Origin of the sequence: Pseudomonas sp. Eqa60, from assembly GCF_018326405.1 — a bacterium.
GTDB lineage: Bacteria > Pseudomonadota > Gammaproteobacteria > Pseudomonadales > Pseudomonadaceae > Aquipseudomonas > Aquipseudomonas protegens.
The window spans coordinates 105050-122500 of record NZ_AP024342.1 but is presented as its reverse complement, the minus strand read 5'-3'; the positions used below and the strand labels follow the sequence as shown (position 1 = coordinate 122500).

At 61.7% G+C, this 17451-nt stretch carries 17 protein-coding genes (1 of these 17 running past the window's edge); 14 read left to right on the top strand and 3 right to left on the bottom strand.

Going from position 1 to position 17451, the window contains the following annotated elements; genetic code table 11:
• Together KI242_RS00610 and KI242_RS00605 are read right to left on the bottom strand one after the other, a co-directional pair.
• On the bottom strand, window positions 1-1107 hold the 5' portion of the coding sequence (locus KI242_RS00610) for a CaiB/BaiF CoA-transferase family protein (RefSeq protein WP_015633669.1). Its footprint begins 114 nt before the window's first position; only the first 1107 of its 1221 coding nucleotides appear in the window; it begins with the start codon at window positions 1105-1107; the stop codon falls past the left edge of the window.
• A gap of 13 nt (window positions 1108-1120) precedes the next feature.
• Complete coding sequence (locus tag KI242_RS00605; protein WP_011058503.1) at window positions 1121-2302, bottom strand: acyl-CoA dehydrogenase; 1182 nt, start codon at window positions 2300-2302, stop codon at window positions 1121-1123.
• Between the two features lie 158 nt (window positions 2303-2460).
• Between KI242_RS00605 and KI242_RS00600 the strand changes: the two genes are divergently transcribed.
• The 11 genes from KI242_RS00600 (at window position 2461) to KI242_RS00550 (ending at window position 12591) form a co-directional block, all read left to right on the top strand.
• Entirely contained in the window at window positions 2461-3360 is a 900-nt protein-coding gene (locus KI242_RS00600) for a LysR family transcriptional regulator (RefSeq protein ID WP_212805827.1), read from the top strand.
• Between the two features lie 451 nt (window positions 3361-3811).
• On the top strand, window positions 3812-4933 hold the full coding sequence (locus tag KI242_RS00595; protein WP_011058501.1) for a Re/Si-specific NAD(P)(+) transhydrogenase subunit alpha: 1122 nt from the start codon (window positions 3812-3814) through the stop codon (window positions 4931-4933).
• A 15-nt stretch (window positions 4934-4948) separates the two neighbouring features.
• On the top strand, window positions 4949-5272 hold the full coding sequence (locus KI242_RS00590) for an NAD(P) transhydrogenase subunit alpha (RefSeq protein ID WP_005783507.1): 324 nt from the start codon (window positions 4949-4951) through the stop codon (window positions 5270-5272).
• The gene (locus KI242_RS00585; protein ID WP_015633666.1) at window positions 5272-6708 is read left to right on the top strand and encodes an NAD(P)(+) transhydrogenase (Re/Si-specific) subunit beta; all 1437 of its coding nucleotides are present in this window, start codon (window positions 5272-5274) and stop codon (window positions 6706-6708) included. Before KI242_RS00590 ends, KI242_RS00585 begins: the two co-directional genes overlap by 1 nt.
• Before the next feature lie 179 nt (window positions 6709-6887).
• Window positions 6888-8381: an acetyl-CoA hydrolase/transferase family protein gene (locus KI242_RS00580; protein ID WP_011058499.1), complete on the top strand. Its 1494-nt coding sequence runs from the start codon at window positions 6888-6890 to the stop codon at window positions 8379-8381.
• Window positions 8382-8700: 319 nt separating this feature from the next.
• The gene (locus tag KI242_RS00575; protein WP_011058498.1) at window positions 8701-8916 is read left to right on the top strand and encodes a DUF1127 domain-containing protein; all 216 of its coding nucleotides are present in this window, start codon (window positions 8701-8703) and stop codon (window positions 8914-8916) included.
• Window positions 8917-9199: 283 nt separating this feature from the next.
• A complete protein-coding gene (locus KI242_RS00570; protein WP_123472552.1) occupies window positions 9200-9388 on the top strand; it encodes a DUF1127 domain-containing protein in 189 nt (62 codons plus the stop codon).
• A gap of 167 nt (window positions 9389-9555) precedes the next feature.
• Window positions 9556-9873 carry a DUF2388 domain-containing protein gene (locus KI242_RS00565; RefSeq protein ID WP_011058497.1) on the top strand — a complete coding sequence of 106 codons (318 nt, stop codon included), beginning with the start codon at window positions 9556-9558 and terminating at the stop codon, window positions 9871-9873.
• Between the two features lie 103 nt (window positions 9874-9976).
• The gene (locus KI242_RS00560) at window positions 9977-10285 is read left to right on the top strand and encodes a DUF2388 domain-containing protein (RefSeq protein ID WP_011058496.1); all 309 of its coding nucleotides are present in this window, start codon (window positions 9977-9979) and stop codon (window positions 10283-10285) included.
• Window positions 10286-10312: 27 nt separating this feature from the next.
• Window positions 10313-10633, top strand: a complete 321-nt coding sequence (locus KI242_RS00555; RefSeq protein WP_011058495.1) for a DUF2388 domain-containing protein — start codon at window positions 10313-10315, stop codon at window positions 10631-10633.
• Window positions 10630-12591, top strand: a complete 1962-nt coding sequence (locus KI242_RS00550) for a DUF4105 domain-containing protein (protein WP_212805826.1) — start codon at window positions 10630-10632, stop codon at window positions 12589-12591. The genes KI242_RS00555 and KI242_RS00550 overlap by 4 nt, the downstream gene beginning before the upstream one ends.
• Window positions 12592-12694: 103 nt before the next feature.
• Here the strand turns inward: KI242_RS00550 and KI242_RS00545 are convergent, their stop codons facing one another.
• Complete coding sequence (locus tag KI242_RS00545; RefSeq protein ID WP_212805825.1) at window positions 12695-13096, bottom strand: GFA family protein; 402 nt, start codon at window positions 13094-13096, stop codon at window positions 12695-12697.
• Window positions 13097-13415: 319 nt separating this feature from the next.
• Between KI242_RS00545 and KI242_RS00540 the strand changes: the two genes are divergently transcribed.
• The 3 genes from KI242_RS00540 (at window position 13416) to KI242_RS00530 (ending at window position 17433) form a co-directional block, all read left to right on the top strand.
• Window positions 13416-14723, top strand: coding sequence for a CitMHS family transporter (locus KI242_RS00540; protein WP_011058492.1), 1308 nt, complete (start codon window positions 13416-13418; stop codon window positions 14721-14723).
• 67 nt (window positions 14724-14790) lie between these two features.
• On the top strand, window positions 14791-15558 hold the full coding sequence (locus tag KI242_RS00535; RefSeq protein ID WP_011058491.1) for a TerC family protein: 768 nt from the start codon (window positions 14791-14793) through the stop codon (window positions 15556-15558).
• Window positions 15559-15774: 216 nt separating this feature from the next.
• Window positions 15775-17433 (top strand): Na/Pi cotransporter family protein, encoded by a 1659-nt coding sequence (locus KI242_RS00530; protein WP_011058490.1) that lies wholly within the window; start codon window positions 15775-15777, stop codon window positions 17431-17433.
• Window positions 17434-17451 lie beyond the last annotated feature (18 nt).

Sequence of the window (17451 nt, the reverse complement as noted above, 5' to 3'; positions counted from 1 at the left end):
AACGGGGGTTTGCGAAAGACGAATCGGGCTAGCCACCTGAGGCACCATCCCAGCCAAAGCGTGTGGTAGCTCCACAGCCAGGCCTCGAGCCACGACCTGTGGATCAGCAAACACCTGCGCCAGATCATTGATCGGCCCACAAGGCACCCCAGCCAGCTCCAGCTGACTCACCCACTCCGCCGTAGTCTTGAACACCGTGGCCTGGCGAATCAGCGGAATCAGCACCGCCCGATTGGCCACCCGCAGCTTGTTAGTGGCAAACCGAGGATCGTCCGCCCACTGCGGCTGACCCGCTACCTCGGCAAACTTGCGAAACTGCCCGTCATTACCCACGGTAAGGATGAAGTCGCCATCCGCCGTCGGAAAATCCTGATAGGGCACTATATTAGGGTGCGCATTACCCAAACGCTTGGGAGCGACCCCCGTGGTCAGATAGTTCATGGCCTGGTTGGCCAGGCAAGCGACCTGCACATCCAGCAATGCCATATCGATGTGCTGACCACCGCCCCCCTGATCTCGATGAGCCAGGGCCGCCAGAATCGCCACAGTGGAGTAGAGCCCGGTAAGGATGTCGGTCAAGGCCACCCCCACTTTTACCGGCCCAGCCCCCTCATCACCCTCAGGTCGCCCAGTCAGACTCATCAGACCACCCAAGCCCTGGATCATGAAGTCATAACCCGCGCGCTTGGCATAGGGCCCGGTCTGACCAAAACCGGTGATAGAGCAATAGATCAGCCGCGGATTGACGGCCTTGAGCGACTGATAGTCCAGACCGTAAGCCGCCAGCCCACCTACCTTGAAGTTCTCGATGACGATATCCGACTTGGCAGCCAACTCACGCACCAACTGCTGCCCCTCAGGGCGCGTGAAGTCGATGGTCACTGACTGCTTGTTACGGTTGGCCGACAGGTAATAGGCAGCCTCCGTGGTGTTCTCGCCATAGGCATCTTTAAGGAAGGGCGGCCCCCAGGCGCGTGTATCGTCACCATTACCCGGACGCTCGACCTTGATGACCTCGGCCCCCAGGTCCGCAAGGATCTGCCCGGACCAAGGCCCGGCCAGTACCCGCGATAAATCCAGTACCCGCAGATGCGATAACGCGCCCATGGTCGCTCTCCTATTAATAGAACGCCTGGATACCGGTTTGTGCACGCCCGAGAATCAGCGCATGCACGTCGTGAGTACCTTCGTAGGTGTTGACCACTTCCAGGTTCACCAGGTGACGAGCAATACCGAACTCATCGGAGATCCCGTTGCCGCCCAGCATGTCACGGGCCATGCGCGCGATATCCAGGGACTTGCCGCAGGAGTTGCGCTTCATGATCGAGGTGATTTCCACCGCCGCAGTCCCTTCATCCTTCATCCGCCCCAAGCGCAGGCAGCCCTGGAGGGCGAGGGTGATTTCGGTCTGCATGTCCGCCAGCTTCTTCTGGATCAGTTGGGTTGCCGCCAGAGGACGACCGAACTGCTGGCGATCAAGGGTGTATTGACGTGCGGTGTGCCAGCAGAACTCCGCAGCCCCCAAGGCGCCCCAGGAGATGCCGTAACGCGCCGAGTTCAAGCAGGTAAAAGGTCCTTTGAGCCCACGCACATCCGGGAAGATGTTCTCTTCCGGCACGAACACGTTGTCCATGACGATTTCGCCGGTGATCGAGGCCCGCAGGCCGACCTTGCCGTGAATCGCTGGTGCACTCAGGCCCTTCCAGCCTTTCTCCAGGACAAAACCACGAATGTCGCCGGCATCATCCTTGGCCCAAACCACGAATACATCAGCAATCGGGCTGTTGGTGATCCACATCTTGCTACCAGTCAGGCTGTAGCCACCGTCCACTTTGCGTGCACGAGTAATCATCGCACCCGGGTCAGATCCATGGTTCGGTTCGGTCAGACCAAAGCAGCCAATCCATTCGCCGGACGCCAGTTTCGGCAGGTACTTCTGCTTTTGCGCCTCGGTACCAAACTCGTTGATCGGCACCATCACCAAGGACGACTGCACACTCATCATCGAGCGGTAGCCGGAGTCCACTCGCTCCACCTCACGAGCGATCAGGCCATAGCACACATAGTTAAGGCCGCTGCCGCCGTACTGCTCAGGAATGGTAGCGCCCAACAGGCCGACTTCACCCATTTCCCGGAAGATGGCCGGGTCGGTCTTCTCATGGCGGAAAGCTTCCAGAACCCGTGGTGCCAGCTTGTCTTGAGCGAACTGCTCGGCACTGTCGCGGACCATGCGTTCTTCTTCGGTGAGTTGCTGGTCCAGCAGAAGGGGATCGATCCAGTTGAAGCTTGCTTTACCGCCCATGAGTGAATCCTCGTGAAGTAGGTCAACTATCGTGGAACAGATCCTAGGCCTACGGGGCGCCCCAGGCAAACGAGGATTTCGCATAGTGTTGTGCTAATTTCTCACTTCGTAATGGCCTAAACCGCCTTTTACAGCATCTATTAGTGAGATTGCCGTACATGCGCAGAAAGATCCCCAGTACCACCGCCTTAATCAGCTTCGAAGCCGCGGCACGTCATGAGAGCTTTACCAAGGCAGCCCAAGAGCTTTCCCTAACCCAGGGTGCGGTCTGCCGACAGATCGCCAGCCTTGAAGAGTTCCTCGGGGTGGAACTTTTCCGGCGTTCACGACGGGGCGTCAAGCTCACTGAGGCCGGGCTGTCCTACAGCCGCCGGGTCGCCACACAACTGGACGCAGTGGAGCGCGACACACTTTCAGTGATGGGTCAGCAGGGGGCCAACGTCATCGAACTGGCGGTGGTTCCGACCTTCGGGACGCAGTGGTTATTGCCACGCCTGAAGGACTTCCAGCAGCAGCACCCCGAAGTCACGGTCAACCTGACCAACCGCACGCGCCCCTTCCTCTTTGCCGACACCCCCTTCGACGCCGCCATCTACTTTGGCGACGCCGATTGGTCGGGTACCCAGTCTCACCGGCTGATGGGCGAAAACCCGATGCCGGTGTGCAGCCCGGCAATGCTCGGCAAGCAGCAAGAGTTGAGCGCCGAGGCCATAGCCGAACTGCCCCTGCTGCAGCAGACCACGCGGCCTTATGCCTGGCGGCAATGGTTCAACTCACAGCAGCTGAATATCCCCCGCGACATGACAGGCCCGCGCTACGAGCTATTCTCCATGCTCGCCCAGGCCGCCATGCACGACATGGGTATCGCCTTGATTCCGCCCTTCCTTATCCAGCGCGAGCTGGCCGAAAAACGCTTGGTCATTGCCAACCCCCAGGCACTCTCGAGCATCAAGGCGTATTACCTGATGATTCCCGAACGCAAAGTGGAATCGGCCTCTTTACGGGCTTTTCGCGACTGGCTGGTGAACCAGGCAAACAGCTACAACCTTGAAAAATAAAGGCTCACAACCAATAGCTGACCCCGTAGTCAAATAAATCAGAACCCTACAGATATAACTATTTGTCGCATTTTCACAGACTGTACCGACACCTTGAACAATCGTTCTACAAGCGCCTAACCACGCGGCTTGTAGGGTTTATTCAAGGGCAATGTAAGACTATTCATGTCACGGATGAGAAAAATCTTATTTTCCATAGCAAAGCCTTGAAAGGCACGGCTTACAAGGCTTTAACCTGGTACGTTGCGACATTCGGTCACGGGGTGACTTGTAGTTAATTTTCCGTCACTAGTCAGAATCCCTTGAAGGCCTCAAAGTTCGCCTGCAAAATGCCGCGCCCCGCTGTGATTTCAGCGGGATCGTGCTGATCGGCCGCCCCAGCCGCACCCTCCGAAGTGCGCTGGCCTTCTAAGAAAGATCGAAAGCAATAAGATCAAGCAGGAGATTTGACGTGCACATTGGTGTTCCTCTCGAAACCCAGACGGGTGAAACACGGGTTGCTGCAACCCCGGAAACCATCAAGAAGCTGATCGGCCAGGGTCATAAAGTCACTGTGCAAAGCGGCGCCGGCATTAACGCCAGCGTGGTCGACAGTGCCTATGAAGCGGCAGGGGCAACCATTGGCAACGCCAACGATGCCTTTGGCGCCGAGCTGATTCTCAAGGTCGTGGCGCCCAGCGACAGCGAACTGGCGCTGATCAAGAGCGGCACCGTACTGGTGGGCATGCTCAATCCGTTCAGCAATGAAACCATCGCCAAGCTGGCCGAGCGCGGGATCACCGCCTTCGCCCTGGAGGCCGCACCCCGCACCTCCCGGGCCCAGAGCCTGGACGTGCTGTCGTCCCAGGCCAACATCGCCGGCTACAAGGCCGTGCTGCTGGCTGCCCACTACTATCCGCGCTTCATGCCGATGCTGATGACCGCCGCCGGAACGGTGAAGGCTGCCCGGGTGCTGATTCTCGGCGCCGGTGTTGCCGGCCTGCAGGCCATCGCCACGGCCAAGCGCCTGGGTGCGGTGATCGAAGCTTCGGACGTGCGTCCGGCAGTGAAGGAGCAGATCGAATCCCTGGGCGCCAAATTCGTCGACGTGCCTTACGAGACTGACGAAGAGCGCGAGTGCGCCGTCGGTGTCGGCGGTTACGCGCGCCCCATGCCGGCCAGCTGGATGCAGCGCCAGGCTCAGGCCGTGCACGAACGCGCCAAACAGGCCGATATCGTCATCACCACCGCGCTGATTCCGGGCCGCAAGGCACCAACCCTGCTGAGCGCCGATACCGTGGCCCAGATGAAGCCCGGTTCGGTGGTCATCGACCTGGCAGCCGCTCAGGGCGGCAACTGCCCACTGACTGTGGCTGACCAGGTCGTAGTCGAGCACGGCGTGACCATCGTCGGCCCGACCAATCTGGCCGGGGCAGTGGCTGCCGACGCCTCGGCGCTGTACGCCCGCAACCTGCTGGACTTCCTGAAGCTTGTCTTCACCAAAGAAGGGCAGTTCGAAGTCAACCTCGAAGACGACATCGTCGCCGCGTGCCTGATGTGCCGCGACGGCCAAGTCATCCGCAAAAACGCCTAAGCAGGGATTCAGACGATGGAAGAGCTTATCTCCCCCGGTATCTACAACCTGATCATCTTCGTGCTGGCGATCTATGTCGGTTACCACGTGGTCTGGAACGTTACACCCGCACTGCACACCCCCCTGATGGCAGTGACCAACGCCATTTCCGCCATCGTCATCGTCGGCGCCATGCTGGCAGCCGCCCTGACCGTGACCCCGCTGGGCAAGACCATGGGCACCCTGGCCGTGGCCCTGGCTGCGGTCAATGTGTTCGGTGGCTTCCTGGTAACCCGCCGCATGCTGGAAATGTTTAAGAAGAAAGCGCCCAAAGCCGTGAAAGAAGAGGTGCAGAAGTAATGAGCATGAACCTGGTAACAACCCTCTACCTGATCGCCTCGGTGTGCTTTATCCAGGCGCTCAAGGGTCTTTCGCACCCGACCACGTCCCGACGCGGCAACCTGTTCGGCATGCTGGGCATGGCCCTGGCAGTACTGACCACCGTTGGCCTCATTTATAAGCTCGGCGCAGAACTGGCCACCGCTGGCATCGGCTACGTCATCGTTGGCCTGCTGATCGGCGGCACCGCCGGCTCGATCATGGCCAAGCGCGTCGAGATGACCAAGATGCCGGAGCTGGTGGCCTTCATGCACAGCATGATCGGCCTGGCCGCGGTGTTCATCGCCATTGCCGCCGTGGTTGAGCCGCAGTCCCTGGGCATCGTCAAGCACCTGGGCGACGCGATCCCCGCCGGTAACCGCCTTGAGCTGTTCCTTGGCGCAGCCATCGGTGCCATCACCTTCTCCGGTTCGGTGATCGCCTTCGGCAAGCTGTCGGGCAAGTACAAGTTCCGCCTGTTCCAAGGCGCACCAGTACAGTTCGCCGGGCAGCACAAGCTCAACCTGGTACTGGGCCTGGCCACCCTCGGCCTGGGCGTGACCTTCATGGTCACCGGCAACCTCGGTGCTTTTGCCCTGATGCTGGCCCTGGCCTTCGTCATGGGCGTGCTGATCATCATCCCGATCGGCGGCGCCGACATGCCGGTAGTGGTGTCGATGCTCAACAGCTACTCGGGCTGGGCGGCAGCGGGGATCGGTTTCTCCCTGAACAACTCGATGCTGATCATCGCCGGCTCCCTGGTGGGCTCCAGCGGCGCAATCCTCTCCTACATCATGTGCAAGGCGATGAACCGTTCGTTCTTCAACGTGCTGCTGGGCGGTTTCGGCAACACAGCCGATGCCGGCGGCCCGGCAGGTTCGAAGGAAGCACGCCCAGTGAAATCCGGTTCGGCCGACGATGCGACCTTCCTGCTGACCAACGCCGATACCGTGATCATCGTCCCCGGCTACGGCCTGGCGGTGGCACGCGCCCAGCACGCGCTGAAAGAGCTGACCGAGAAGCTGACCCACCGCGGCGTGACCGTGAAATACGCGATCCACCCTGTAGCGGGGCGTATGCCCGGCCACATGAACGTCTTGCTGGCCGAAGCCGAAGTGCCTTACGACCAGGTGTTCGAGATGGAAGACATCAACTCCGAGTTCGGCCAGGCCGACGTGGTGCTGGTGCTGGGCGCCAACGACGTGGTCAACCCGGCGGCGAAGAACGATCCAAAGTCGCCGATTGCCGGCATGCCGATTCTCGAAGCCTTCAAGGCCAAGACCATCATCGTCAACAAGCGCTCCATGGCCAGCGGTTATGCCGGCCTGGACAACGAACTGTTCTACCTGGACAAGACCATGATGGTCTTCGGCGACGCCAAGAAGGTCATCGAAGACATGGTCAAAGCCGTCGAATAAAGCTGCTGTAGCGCAATACCCAAAACCTCAGCCTTTAGTAGGCTGGGGTTTTTTATTTACTCCATAAAGCCGACAGAAGGCTCTAGATCAGGGCCTTTCATTCGACCTTTGTCGCGCGGTGTTTTTTTTTGAAATCACTAGACTGCGCTTCTTGCTTCCGTTGCCCGAGATAACAATCCATGTACCGTGATCGTATCCGCTTGCCTTCGTTGTTGGATAAGGTGATGAGCGCCGCTGACGCTGCCGCTCTGATTGAGGACGGCATGACCGTCGGCATGAGCGGCTTCACCCGCGCCGGTGAAGCCAAGGCCGTGCCCCATGCCCTGGCCGAACGGGCCAAGGTAACGCCACTGAAAATCAGCCTGATGACCGGCGCCAGCCTGGGCAACGACCTGGACAAGCAACTCACCGAAGCTGGCGTGCTGGCCCGGCGCATGCCGTTCCAGGTGGACAGCACCCTGCGCAAGGCGATCAACGCCGGCGAAGTGATGTTCATCGACCAGCACCTGTCGGAAACCGTCGAACAACTTCGTAACCAGCAGCTCAAGCTGCCGGACATTGCAGTGATCGAGGCTGTCGCCATCACTGAACAGGGCCATATCGTGCCGACCACCTCGGTGGGCAACTCCGCCAGCTTCGCGATCTTCGCCAAGCAGGTGATCGTCGAGATCAACCTGGCGCACAACCCGAACCTGGAAGGCCTGCACGACATCTATATCCCGACCTATCGACCGACCCGTACACCGATTCCCCTGGTGAAGGTCGACGATCGCATCGGCAGCACGGCGATTCCGATCCCTGCGGACAAGATCGTCGCCATCGTCATCACTAATCAGTCGGATTCGCCGTCCACGGTTTCCACCCCGGACAGCGAGACCCAGGGCATCGCCAACCACCTGATCGACTTTCTCAAGCAGGAAGTGGATGCCGGGCGCATGAGCAACAAGCTCGGCCCGCTGCAGGCCGGTATCGGCAACATCGCCAACGCGGTGATGTGCGGCCTGATCGAGTCGCCATTCGAGAACCTGACCATGTACTCCGAAGTACTGCAGGACTCGACCTTCGACCTGATCGACGCCGGTAAGCTCAGCTTCGCCTCGGGCAGCTCCATCACCCTGTCGAGCCGACGCAACGCCGACGTGTTCGGCAACCTGGAACGCTACAAGGACAAGCTGGTGCTGCGTCCGCAGGAGATCTCCAACCACCCGGAAGTGGTGCGCCGCCTGGGTATCATCGGCATCAACACCGCGCTGGAGTTCGATATCTACGGCAACGTCAACTCCACCCACGTCTGCGGCACGCGGATGATGAACGGCATCGGCGGCTCCGGCGACTTCGCCCGCAACGCACACCTGGCGATCTTCGTCACCAAGTCGATTGCCAAGGGCGGGGCGATTTCCAGCGTGGTGCCGATGGTCAGCCACGTGGACCACACCGAGCATGACGTCGACATCCTGGTGACCGAGATCGGCCTGGCGGACCTGCGCGGCCTGGCGCCGCGGGAGCGGGCCCGGGTGATCATCGACAACTGTGTGCATCCTTCCTACCGCGACGCACTGAATGACTACTTCACCAAGGCCTGCGCCCTGGGTGGTCACACGCCGCATATCCTGCGTGATGCCCTGAGCTGGCACATCAACCTGGAAGAAACCGGGAAAATGCTCGTCGAGTAATTGATACAGTTGGCAGCTGACGCAAACACAGTTTCGTCAGCTTGCCGGCCGCTCGCCAGAGACCGCCAAAAACTGTACTGCTGTACCGGTATTTTCCCCGCCTAAAACCACTCGCCTCCCATCAAAAAGCACCGAAATGCACCATAAAGGTGCTGACAGGTACAGTTGCGCCTTTTCCGAACAGTACAGCCCCTATAAACAGTTAACTGGTCCTTCACAATACAGGTGAACTGTATCTACAGAGTCTTGCGCGGGAAGAGGATCATGGGCACCAGTTAAACCACTACCTGATCCCGCCACAAGCGGAAGGATGTCAACCATGGAACGTACACTCAGTTCCGAACTGTTCTTCGAAGACAAAGCTGAAAAAACCCAGGCTTCCCTGCCTCTGCGCGTTATCGCCAACCTGATGCTGTGGCAGCGCCGCATCTCCAGCCGCCATCAACTGGCTCGCCTGGATTCGCGTCTGCTGGCCGATGCCGGGATCAGCGAAGCACAACGCTACGAAGAGCTGAGCAAGCCGTTCTGGCGCTAACTCAGCGTCGCTGGCCCTGACCCACCGGGTCCACCGCCAGCACCCCGAATTGCACACAACAAGACCCGTCGCGGGAAACCGCGACGGGTCTTGTCGTTCTGGCCGCGGAAAACGCGCGACACAGCTGAAATACAGCCCGCTTCATCGTGACAGGTACAGTTTTATAAAACATAACAATTAACCAGTACAATTTAGCTCGAGTGTATCTGTATCACCGCATCGAACCGCCGCACCATGAGGTTGCAGCCAGCTCATCGCTCGGCTGCTCACGGAGGCAAGCATCATGCACTCGTCCCCTGGCACCAACCTTCACTGCACGCTCTTCAAGCGCTGGCTCACGGCGCTCGCCAACACACGGGAGCGGGCCCGCACCCGTCACTTGCTGGCACAAATGGATGAACGACAACTCTCGGACAGCGGCATCAGCCACAGCGATCGGGCAGCGGAACTGCACAAACCCTTTTGGCGCTGAGGCCTGCCGCAACGCTGTGCGAATGGGGCCGCTGAGCCTAATATCTGAGGCGACGTGGCGATTTTCATTCGAACTGCGTCAGAGCAATCAGACACAGCACCTCGCAGTGGCTGCCCGGCGTCTCACTCAGCGCCCTTAAATTGTCTGTTCATTCACAGGAGTTACCCATGTCCCGTCTCCGCCTGCTCAGCGCCGCCGCCCTGCTGGCCCTGGCTGCCAATGCCCACGCCACCAGCCTGATCGTGACCACCGACGCCATTGTCGGCGCGCTCAAGGCCACCACCGACGCCACCTCCGATGCCACTTCTTCCCTGCGTGACAACAAGATTGTCCGTGCCGCCCGGGATGATGCCGCCAGTTTCGTCGCCACCGACGGCGCCATTCGCGGGGTGAAACTGGAAAGCGCATTTGCCCACATTCGCCAGCAAGCGCCTCAGTTGCAGGCCTCTGATGCACAGCTGGCCCAGGCCATCCTGGCAATCTGAAGCGTCTCGGTTTCAGGTGCCCCGGCGCACCTGAAACCCTCTGCGCTGGTCCTCCAAGGGGCATTGCGCTAGCCTTGGCGCTGGTTTTCAGCTGTCGAGACTCTTGGGTTTGTTCCGTATTTCGCTTTCCGCTCCCGTATTGATCGCCGCCTGTTGGGCCGGTTCGGTGCAGGCATTCGACCTCACCACCCAAAGCCTGGTTGTCACCGTCTATGCGACAGGCCAGGTGACCTCGGCGCCCTTCGACCATAAACTGCTGCTTGCTGCCCAGGATGACGCCGCTGCCTTCGTGGCAACCGACGGCCAACTGCGCGGCGCCCGCCTGGAGTCTGCGCTGGAATACCTGCGCCAGGACCCGGCAAAACTTCATGCCAGCGACCTTGAACTGGCGCAGGCAATTCTCGTCCAATAACCATCCCTGTTCTTCCGGAGTCGTTCCATGCGTAGCCCGCTGATTGCCGCCACCCTTGGCCTGCTGTTGTTGGCCGACGTGGCCCAGGCACACACCCTGGTGGCCACCAGTAACATCATCGTCCGCGCCTCCGGCCGCACGATCGATTTCACCTCGGACACCACCACTTCGATCCGTGACTCCAAAGTCGTGCGCGAAGCCCACGACGATGCCGCCAGCTTCGTCGCCAGCAACGGTGATATCCGCGGCGCGCAACTTGAAGCGGCGTTCAATGCCCTGCGCACGCAGTTGCCAGAAGCCCGCGACGCCAGCGACCAGGTGCTTGCCGAAGCCATCCTGGCCCTGTGAAACCACTCCTAGCCTGGCTGCTGGCCGGGACCCTGGGGCTGCTCTGCAGCACCGCCCAGGCCGACCTGCAACTGCGCCTCAAGGCCGATGGCTTGAGCCCGGCGCAGCAACACGCCAGCCAGGCACTGCTGGATGAAGCGATGCAGGCGTTGCCGCCGCGTTTCATCCAGCAATTGGATCGCACCATTGATGTCGGCTGGACCGACCGAATGCCCGACAACGCCTATGGCGAGGCATCCCTGGTGTCGGAACTGGACCTCAACCGAGCCTTGCTGCCCAGCCTGGCCGACGGCTCCGCCGCCACCCAGAAGACCAGCCGCCCCCATGGCACCGTGCGCCGGGAAATGCTCGCCACGGTACTCCATGAACTGACCCACATTTATGATCGCGCGCGTTTGTGGCCCGGTGCCGAGCGTAGCCTGATCCAGCGCTGCACCCGCAAGAACAGCACCTCCGGGCTGATCGGCCTGCCGGATGAGTGTCGCGGCCAGAATGACCGGCGCTTCACCCTCAGCGATGATCCACGGCTGCTGGATCTGGCCGGTTGGCCGCAATACGTCGGCCGCCGTGGCGAACGCGAGCAGCACAACCGTCAGGTCGCCCGCAGCCCGGACATCTACGAGATCACCAACCCGAAGGAATTCGTCGCGGTGAACATGGAGTACTTCCTTCTCGATCCGAGCTACGCCTGCCGCCGCCCGGCGCTGTACCGCTATTACCAGGAACATTTCGGCTGGGCGCCGGCCACCAAGGACAGCTGCGCCAAGTCCTTCGCCTTCCTCAACGCCGGCAACGACTTCGCCAAGACGCCCCTGGGGCAGGTGGACCCGGAGCGGGTCTACGCGGTGGATTACCTGCTGGCCGAAGCCAACCAGAACTGGGTCAGCCGCTGGGGCCACAGCATGCTGCGCCTGGTGATCTGCGCCCCGGGCCGCCCCCGCGGGCCGGATTGCCGGCTGGACCTGGACCAGCACCTGGTGCTGTCCTACCGCGCCTTCGTTGGTGACGTGCAGCTCTCCAGCTGGGACGGCCTGGTGGGCAAGTACCCTTCGCGGCTGTTTGTCCTGCCGCTGTCCCAGGTCATCGACGAGTACACCAAGACCGAGCTGCGCAGCCTGGCCTCGGTGCCGTTGAAGCTGTCACGCAGCGAGATCGAGGAAGTGGTGGAGCACGCCGCCGAGATGCATTGGAGCTACGACGGCAACTATTACTTCCTGTCCAACAACTGCGCAGTGGAAAGCCTCAAGCTGCTGCGCAGCGGCAGCAACAACAAGCAACTGATCGGCCTCGACAGCATCATGCCCAACGGCTTGCTGGAGGTGCTCAAGGGCAGGGGGCTGGCGGACACCAGCGTGCTCGACGACCCGCGCGAGGCGCTGCGCCTGGGGTATCGCTTCGACTCCTTCCGCGACCGCTACCAGGCGATGTTCGAGGTGATCAAGAAGCGCCTGCCGATCAAGCAGGCCAGCGTCGAAGACTGGCTGTCGCTGAGCGCCGAGGAACGCCGGCACTGGTTCGACCAGGCCGACCTGCGCACCAGCGCCGCCTTGCTGCTGCTGGAGCAGGCCAGTTATCGCCGGCAACTGCTGCTGGCTCAGGACGAGGTCAAGCAGCGCTACCTGGGGGCTCGCGAGCTGAAAAATGGTGGTATGGAGCAGGCCAACAAGACCCTGCAGCAGATCCTCGCCAACAGCGGCTTCCTCAGCCGCCCGGCAGAATTGCTGGGCAGCGGCGGCTACGGCCTGCCTCAGCCCGCTGAATGGCAACGCCTGGAGTCCGAGAGCAGCCAGCGGCAGAAGCAACTGCAATCCTTGACCGGTGACCTGGACAAGGAAGTGCGAGCCCTGCTGGAACCGGCCCGAGCGGCGGAAATCGCCGCCAACGAGGCCAACCTGAAGCTGGTGGGCGAGCATCTGCGGACGCTGCACAAGGCGGCAGGCGGCCTGGAACTGCCGTAGCGCTGCCGAGCCCGCGAGGCTGCAAAAAGGACCGAAGGGCCTTGCTGGGCGGCCTTGAGAGCCTCGCGACCGCTGCGCGCTCGTGCGCTGCCTGCGGCAGCGGCTACAGGGTTTCCTGCGGTTCTTGCGGCAGGTGCTCGTCCAGATGCAACCAGGGCAGGCGGCTGTCGGTCCAGATATGCCGGTCTGCAGGCGCCAGTTCCGGGTGATCCAGGGTGGCGATGGTGACATCGATGTTGTCTGGGCTCAGGTGGGTGATCAGCGCCAAATGAGCACCACAGTTGCCGCAGAAATAGCGCGCACAACTTCCAGATGAGTCGTACCGGGCGGGAACGCCTTCCAGCCATTCGAAAGCCGAGGCGGGCAGGGTGATCCAGGTGCTCACCAGACCGCCACTGACCCGGCGGCAGATCGAGCAATGGCAGTGGGCGATGTCCCGCAACGGGCCGCTGAACTGGTAACGCAGCCGCCCGCAGTGGCAGCCTCCGGTGTGCAACTCTCTCATGTGCATGTCTCCCTGGCGCCGATAGCCATCACTTTATGCCGCCGGTCGCCTGCTGCAACATCCGTTCGTTCCTTTCAGCGACGAAAGCTGGCTGAAAGCTTCCCCCATTAGGATCGCCTCCACTACCGGCAACAGACCGGTTGGCCACAGCGGGCGTTTCTCGCGCTCCCGGCCCTATTAACAACAACAATGGTGATTCTGATGTCCGCTCCTACCCGCCTGTTCGCTGCAACTCCTCCCGTACGCCTCGTGCTTGCCGTTCTGCGCTGATCCCACCCGGTTCGCCATTCCCTAGCCGCGCTACGCCTGGAGTAATCCCATGCTGACTTTCCTTGGCTTTGCCATGGTCATCACCTTCATGTTCCTGATCATGACCAAGCGCCTGTCGGCGCTGATCGCCCTGATCATCGTGCCCATCCTGTTCGCCCTGTTCGGCGGGTTCGCGCCGAAGATCGGCCCGATGATGCTCGAAGGCATCACCAAGCTCGCGCCCACGGGCGTGATGCTGATGTTCGCCATTCTGTATTTCGCCCTGATGATCGACTCCGGCCTGTTCGACCCGGCCGTACGCAAGATCCTCAAGCTGGTCAAGGGCGACCCGCTGAAGGTCTCGGTGGGCACTGCGGTACTGGCCCTGGTGGTGTCCCTGGACGGTGACGGCGCCACCACCTACATGATCTGCGTGGCCGCCATGCTGCCGCTGTACAGCCGCATCGGCATGAGCCCGCGAATCATGGCCGGCCTGATCATCCTCGCCGGCGGGGTGATGAACATGACCCCCTGGGGCGGCCCGACCGCCCGCGCGGCCAGCGCCCTGCACGTGGACCCATCAGACATCTTCGTGCCCATGATCCCGGCCATGCTGGCCGGCGTGGTGGCGATCCTGGCGATCGCCTACATGTACGGCAAGCGGGAAAGGGCGCGCCTGGGTGAATTGCACTTGGCGGGCGACGAGATCGACCACAGCGAGATCAGCGTGTCGCAGTACCCCGACGCTCGTCGTCCCAAGCTGATCTGGTTCAACGGCGCCCTGACCTTCGCCCTGATGTGCACCCTGATCGCCGGCCTGTTGCCGCTGCCAGTGCTGTTCATGGTGGCCTTCAGTATCGCCATGATCGTCAACTATCCCTGCCTGCAGCAGCAGAAGGATAGGGTCGCGGCCCACGCCGGCAGCGTGCTGGCGGTGGTCGGGCTGATCTTCGCGGCGGGCATCTTCACCGGCATCCTGTCCGGCACCGGCATGGTGGATGCCATGTCCAAGAGCCTGCTGGCGGTGATCCCGGAAGCCCTGGGGCCGTACCTGGCGGTGATTACCGCGCTGGTGAGCATGCCGTTCACCTTCTTCATGTCCAACGATGCCTTCTACTACGGCGTGCTGCCGGTACTGGCCGAAGCCGCCAGCCACTACGGCATCACCGCGGTGGAAATGGCCCGTGCGTCGATCGTCGGCCAACCCGTGCACTTGCTCAGCCCGCTGGTACCCTCGACCTACCTGTTGGTGGCCCTGGCCGGTATCGAGTTCGGCGATCACCAGCGCTTCACCCTCAAGTGGGCAGTGCTGGTCTGCCTGTGCATAATGTTCGCCGCTTTGCTGATGGGGATTTTTCCGCTGTTCAGCACTCTATAAAAGCAATGCTTCTGCGCCCGGGCCGGCCTCACGGCCCGGGCTATAACACTCGCTCAAAGGAATACACATGGAATGGCTGACCAACCCGGAAATCTGGGTTGCCTTCTTTACCCTGACTGCCCTGGAGATCGTCCTGGGCATCGACAACATCATCATGATCTCGATCCTGGTCAGCCGCATGCCCAAGCACATGCAGGCGCGCACGCGGATCTTCGGTCTGGCGCTGGCGATGGTCACGCGCATTCTGTTGCTGCTGTCGATCACCTGGGTCATGCGCCTCACGGCCGACCTGTTCGTGGTCTTCGGCCAGGGCATTTCCGGGCGTGACCTGATCCTGTTCTTCGGTGGCCTGTTCCTGCTGTGGAAAAGCTCCCAGGAGATGTACCACGCCCTGGAAGGCGAGGACGAAACCATTGATGAGCCCAAGGGCAAGGGCGGCAACTTCCTCTACACCATCATCCAGATCGCCATTATCGACATCGTCTTCTCCCTGGATTCGGTGATCACCGCCGTGGGCATGGTTTCCCATGTGCCGGTCATGGTGGCGGCCATCATCGTCGCGGTGCTGGTGATGATGCTGGCGGCCGGGACCATCAGCGAATTCATCGACAAGCACCCGTCGCTGAAAATGCTCGCGCTGTCCTTCCTGCTGGTGGTGGGTACGGTCCTGATCGCCGAAGCCTTCGAAGTGCACGTGCCAAAAGGCTACGTCTACTTCGCCATGGCCTTCTCCCTGGCGGTGGAAGCCATCAACATCAAGATGCGCACCGCCATCGCGAAAAAGAAAAAACAGCAGGACCCGGTGAAACTGCGCAAGGACGTTCCTGGTCAATAATCCGGGAATGCGCTGAATGGAAAAGGGGCTCTCGAGCCCCTTTTCTGCGTCTGCAGGAAGCTGTTTTCATGACAGTTTTGTTTCAATCGCCGGTTTGGCTATGCGATGCTGGCGCCTCGTGCGTTAGCCAACTACAGCTTAAGTACATAACGTAGAACGTCGCGCAACAACGTCCACTCGCCCCGCTTGGGGCACTTCACCCCAGGGGGGGCCTCTATGCTGACCCTGCTCAATCTGCTTTCCGCCGTGGCCCTGCTGATCTGGGGTACGCATATCGTCCGTACCGGCATCCTGCGGGTCTACGGCTCCAACCTGCGCCACGTGATCGGCCAGAACATGGCCAGGCGACCACTGGCGTTCATTGCCGGGATCCTGGTCACGGCCATGGTCCAGAGCAGCAACGCCACGGCGATGCTGGTGACGTCCTTTGTCGGCCAGGGCCTGATGGCGCTGACCCCGGCGCTGGCCACCATGCTCGGCGCCGACGTCGGTACCGCGCTGATGGCCCGGGTACTGACCTTCGACCTGTCCTGGCTGTCGCCGCTGCTGATCTTCCTCGGGGTGATCTTCTTTCTCTCGCGCAAGCAGACCCGCGCCGGCCAGCTGGGCCGGGTCGGCATCGGCCTGGGGCTGATCATCCTGGCCCTGCAACTGATCGTCGAAGCCGCGGCCCCCATCACCCATGCCCAGGGCGTGAAGGTCCTGTTCGCCTCGCTGACCGGCGATATTCTCCTGGATGCGCTGATGGGTGCGGTGTTCGCCATGGTGTCCTATTCCAGCCTGGCGGCGGTGCTACTCACCGCGACCCTGGCCGGCGCCGGGGTCATCAGCCTGCCGGTGGCCATCGGCCTGGTGATCGGCGCCAACATCGGCAGCGGGGTACTGGCCTTCCTCAGCACCAGCATGCAGAACGCCGCCGGGCGCCAGGTCGCGCTGGGCAGCCTGCTGTACAAGCTCATCGGCCTGCTGCTGATCATCCCGGTGCTCGACCCACTGGCCCACTGGATGGACAGCCTGGACTTCAGCCCCCAGGAAGTGGTGATCGGCTTCCACCTGCTGTACAACACCGCCCGCTGCCTGTTGCTGCTGCCCACTGTCGGCCCCATGGCCCGGCTCTGCGCCTGGCTGCTGCCGGAGCGCCCCCAGGAAAACGGCCGCGCTCGCCCGCGGCACCTGGACCCTACCGCCCTGGCCACGCCGAGCCTGGCCCTGGCCAACGCCGCCCGCGAAACCCTGCGCATCGGTGACCTGATCGACAGCATGCTGGAGGCGATGCGCGACGCGCTGCAGGGCAAGCAGACCGCCATCACCCAGGAACTGCGCGCCCTCAGCGACGACGTCGAAGCGCTGTACAGCGCCATCAAGCTGTACCTGGCGCAGATGCCCCGGGAAGACCTCAGCGACCAGGACAGCCGGCGCTGGGCCGAAATCATCGAACTGGCGTTCAACCTCAAGCTGGCCAGCGATCTGATCGAGCGCATGCTGCGCAAGGTCCAGCAGCAGAAGACCTCCCAGCGCCGCTCCTTCTCCGAGGTTGGCCTGGAAGAGTTGACCGGGCTGCACGCGCAACTGATCGCCAACCTGCGCCTGGGGCTCTCGGTGTTCCTGAGCGCCGACCCGGAAAGCGCGCGCCAGCTGCTGCGGGAAAAACGCCGTTTCCGCGCCCAGGAGCGGCGCCTGGCCCACGCCCACGTCAGCCGCCTGCAACGCAAGATCGTCCAGAGCATCGAGACCAGTTCCCTGCACCTGGAGCTGATCGCCGACATGAAGCGCCTCAACTCCCTGTTCTGCAGCAGTGCCTACGTGGTTCTGGAAACCTCGGACACCGGCGCGCTGGAGGTCGAAGAGATGGCTGACATCACTCATTCACCCTGAACGTCCACAGTCCCACGA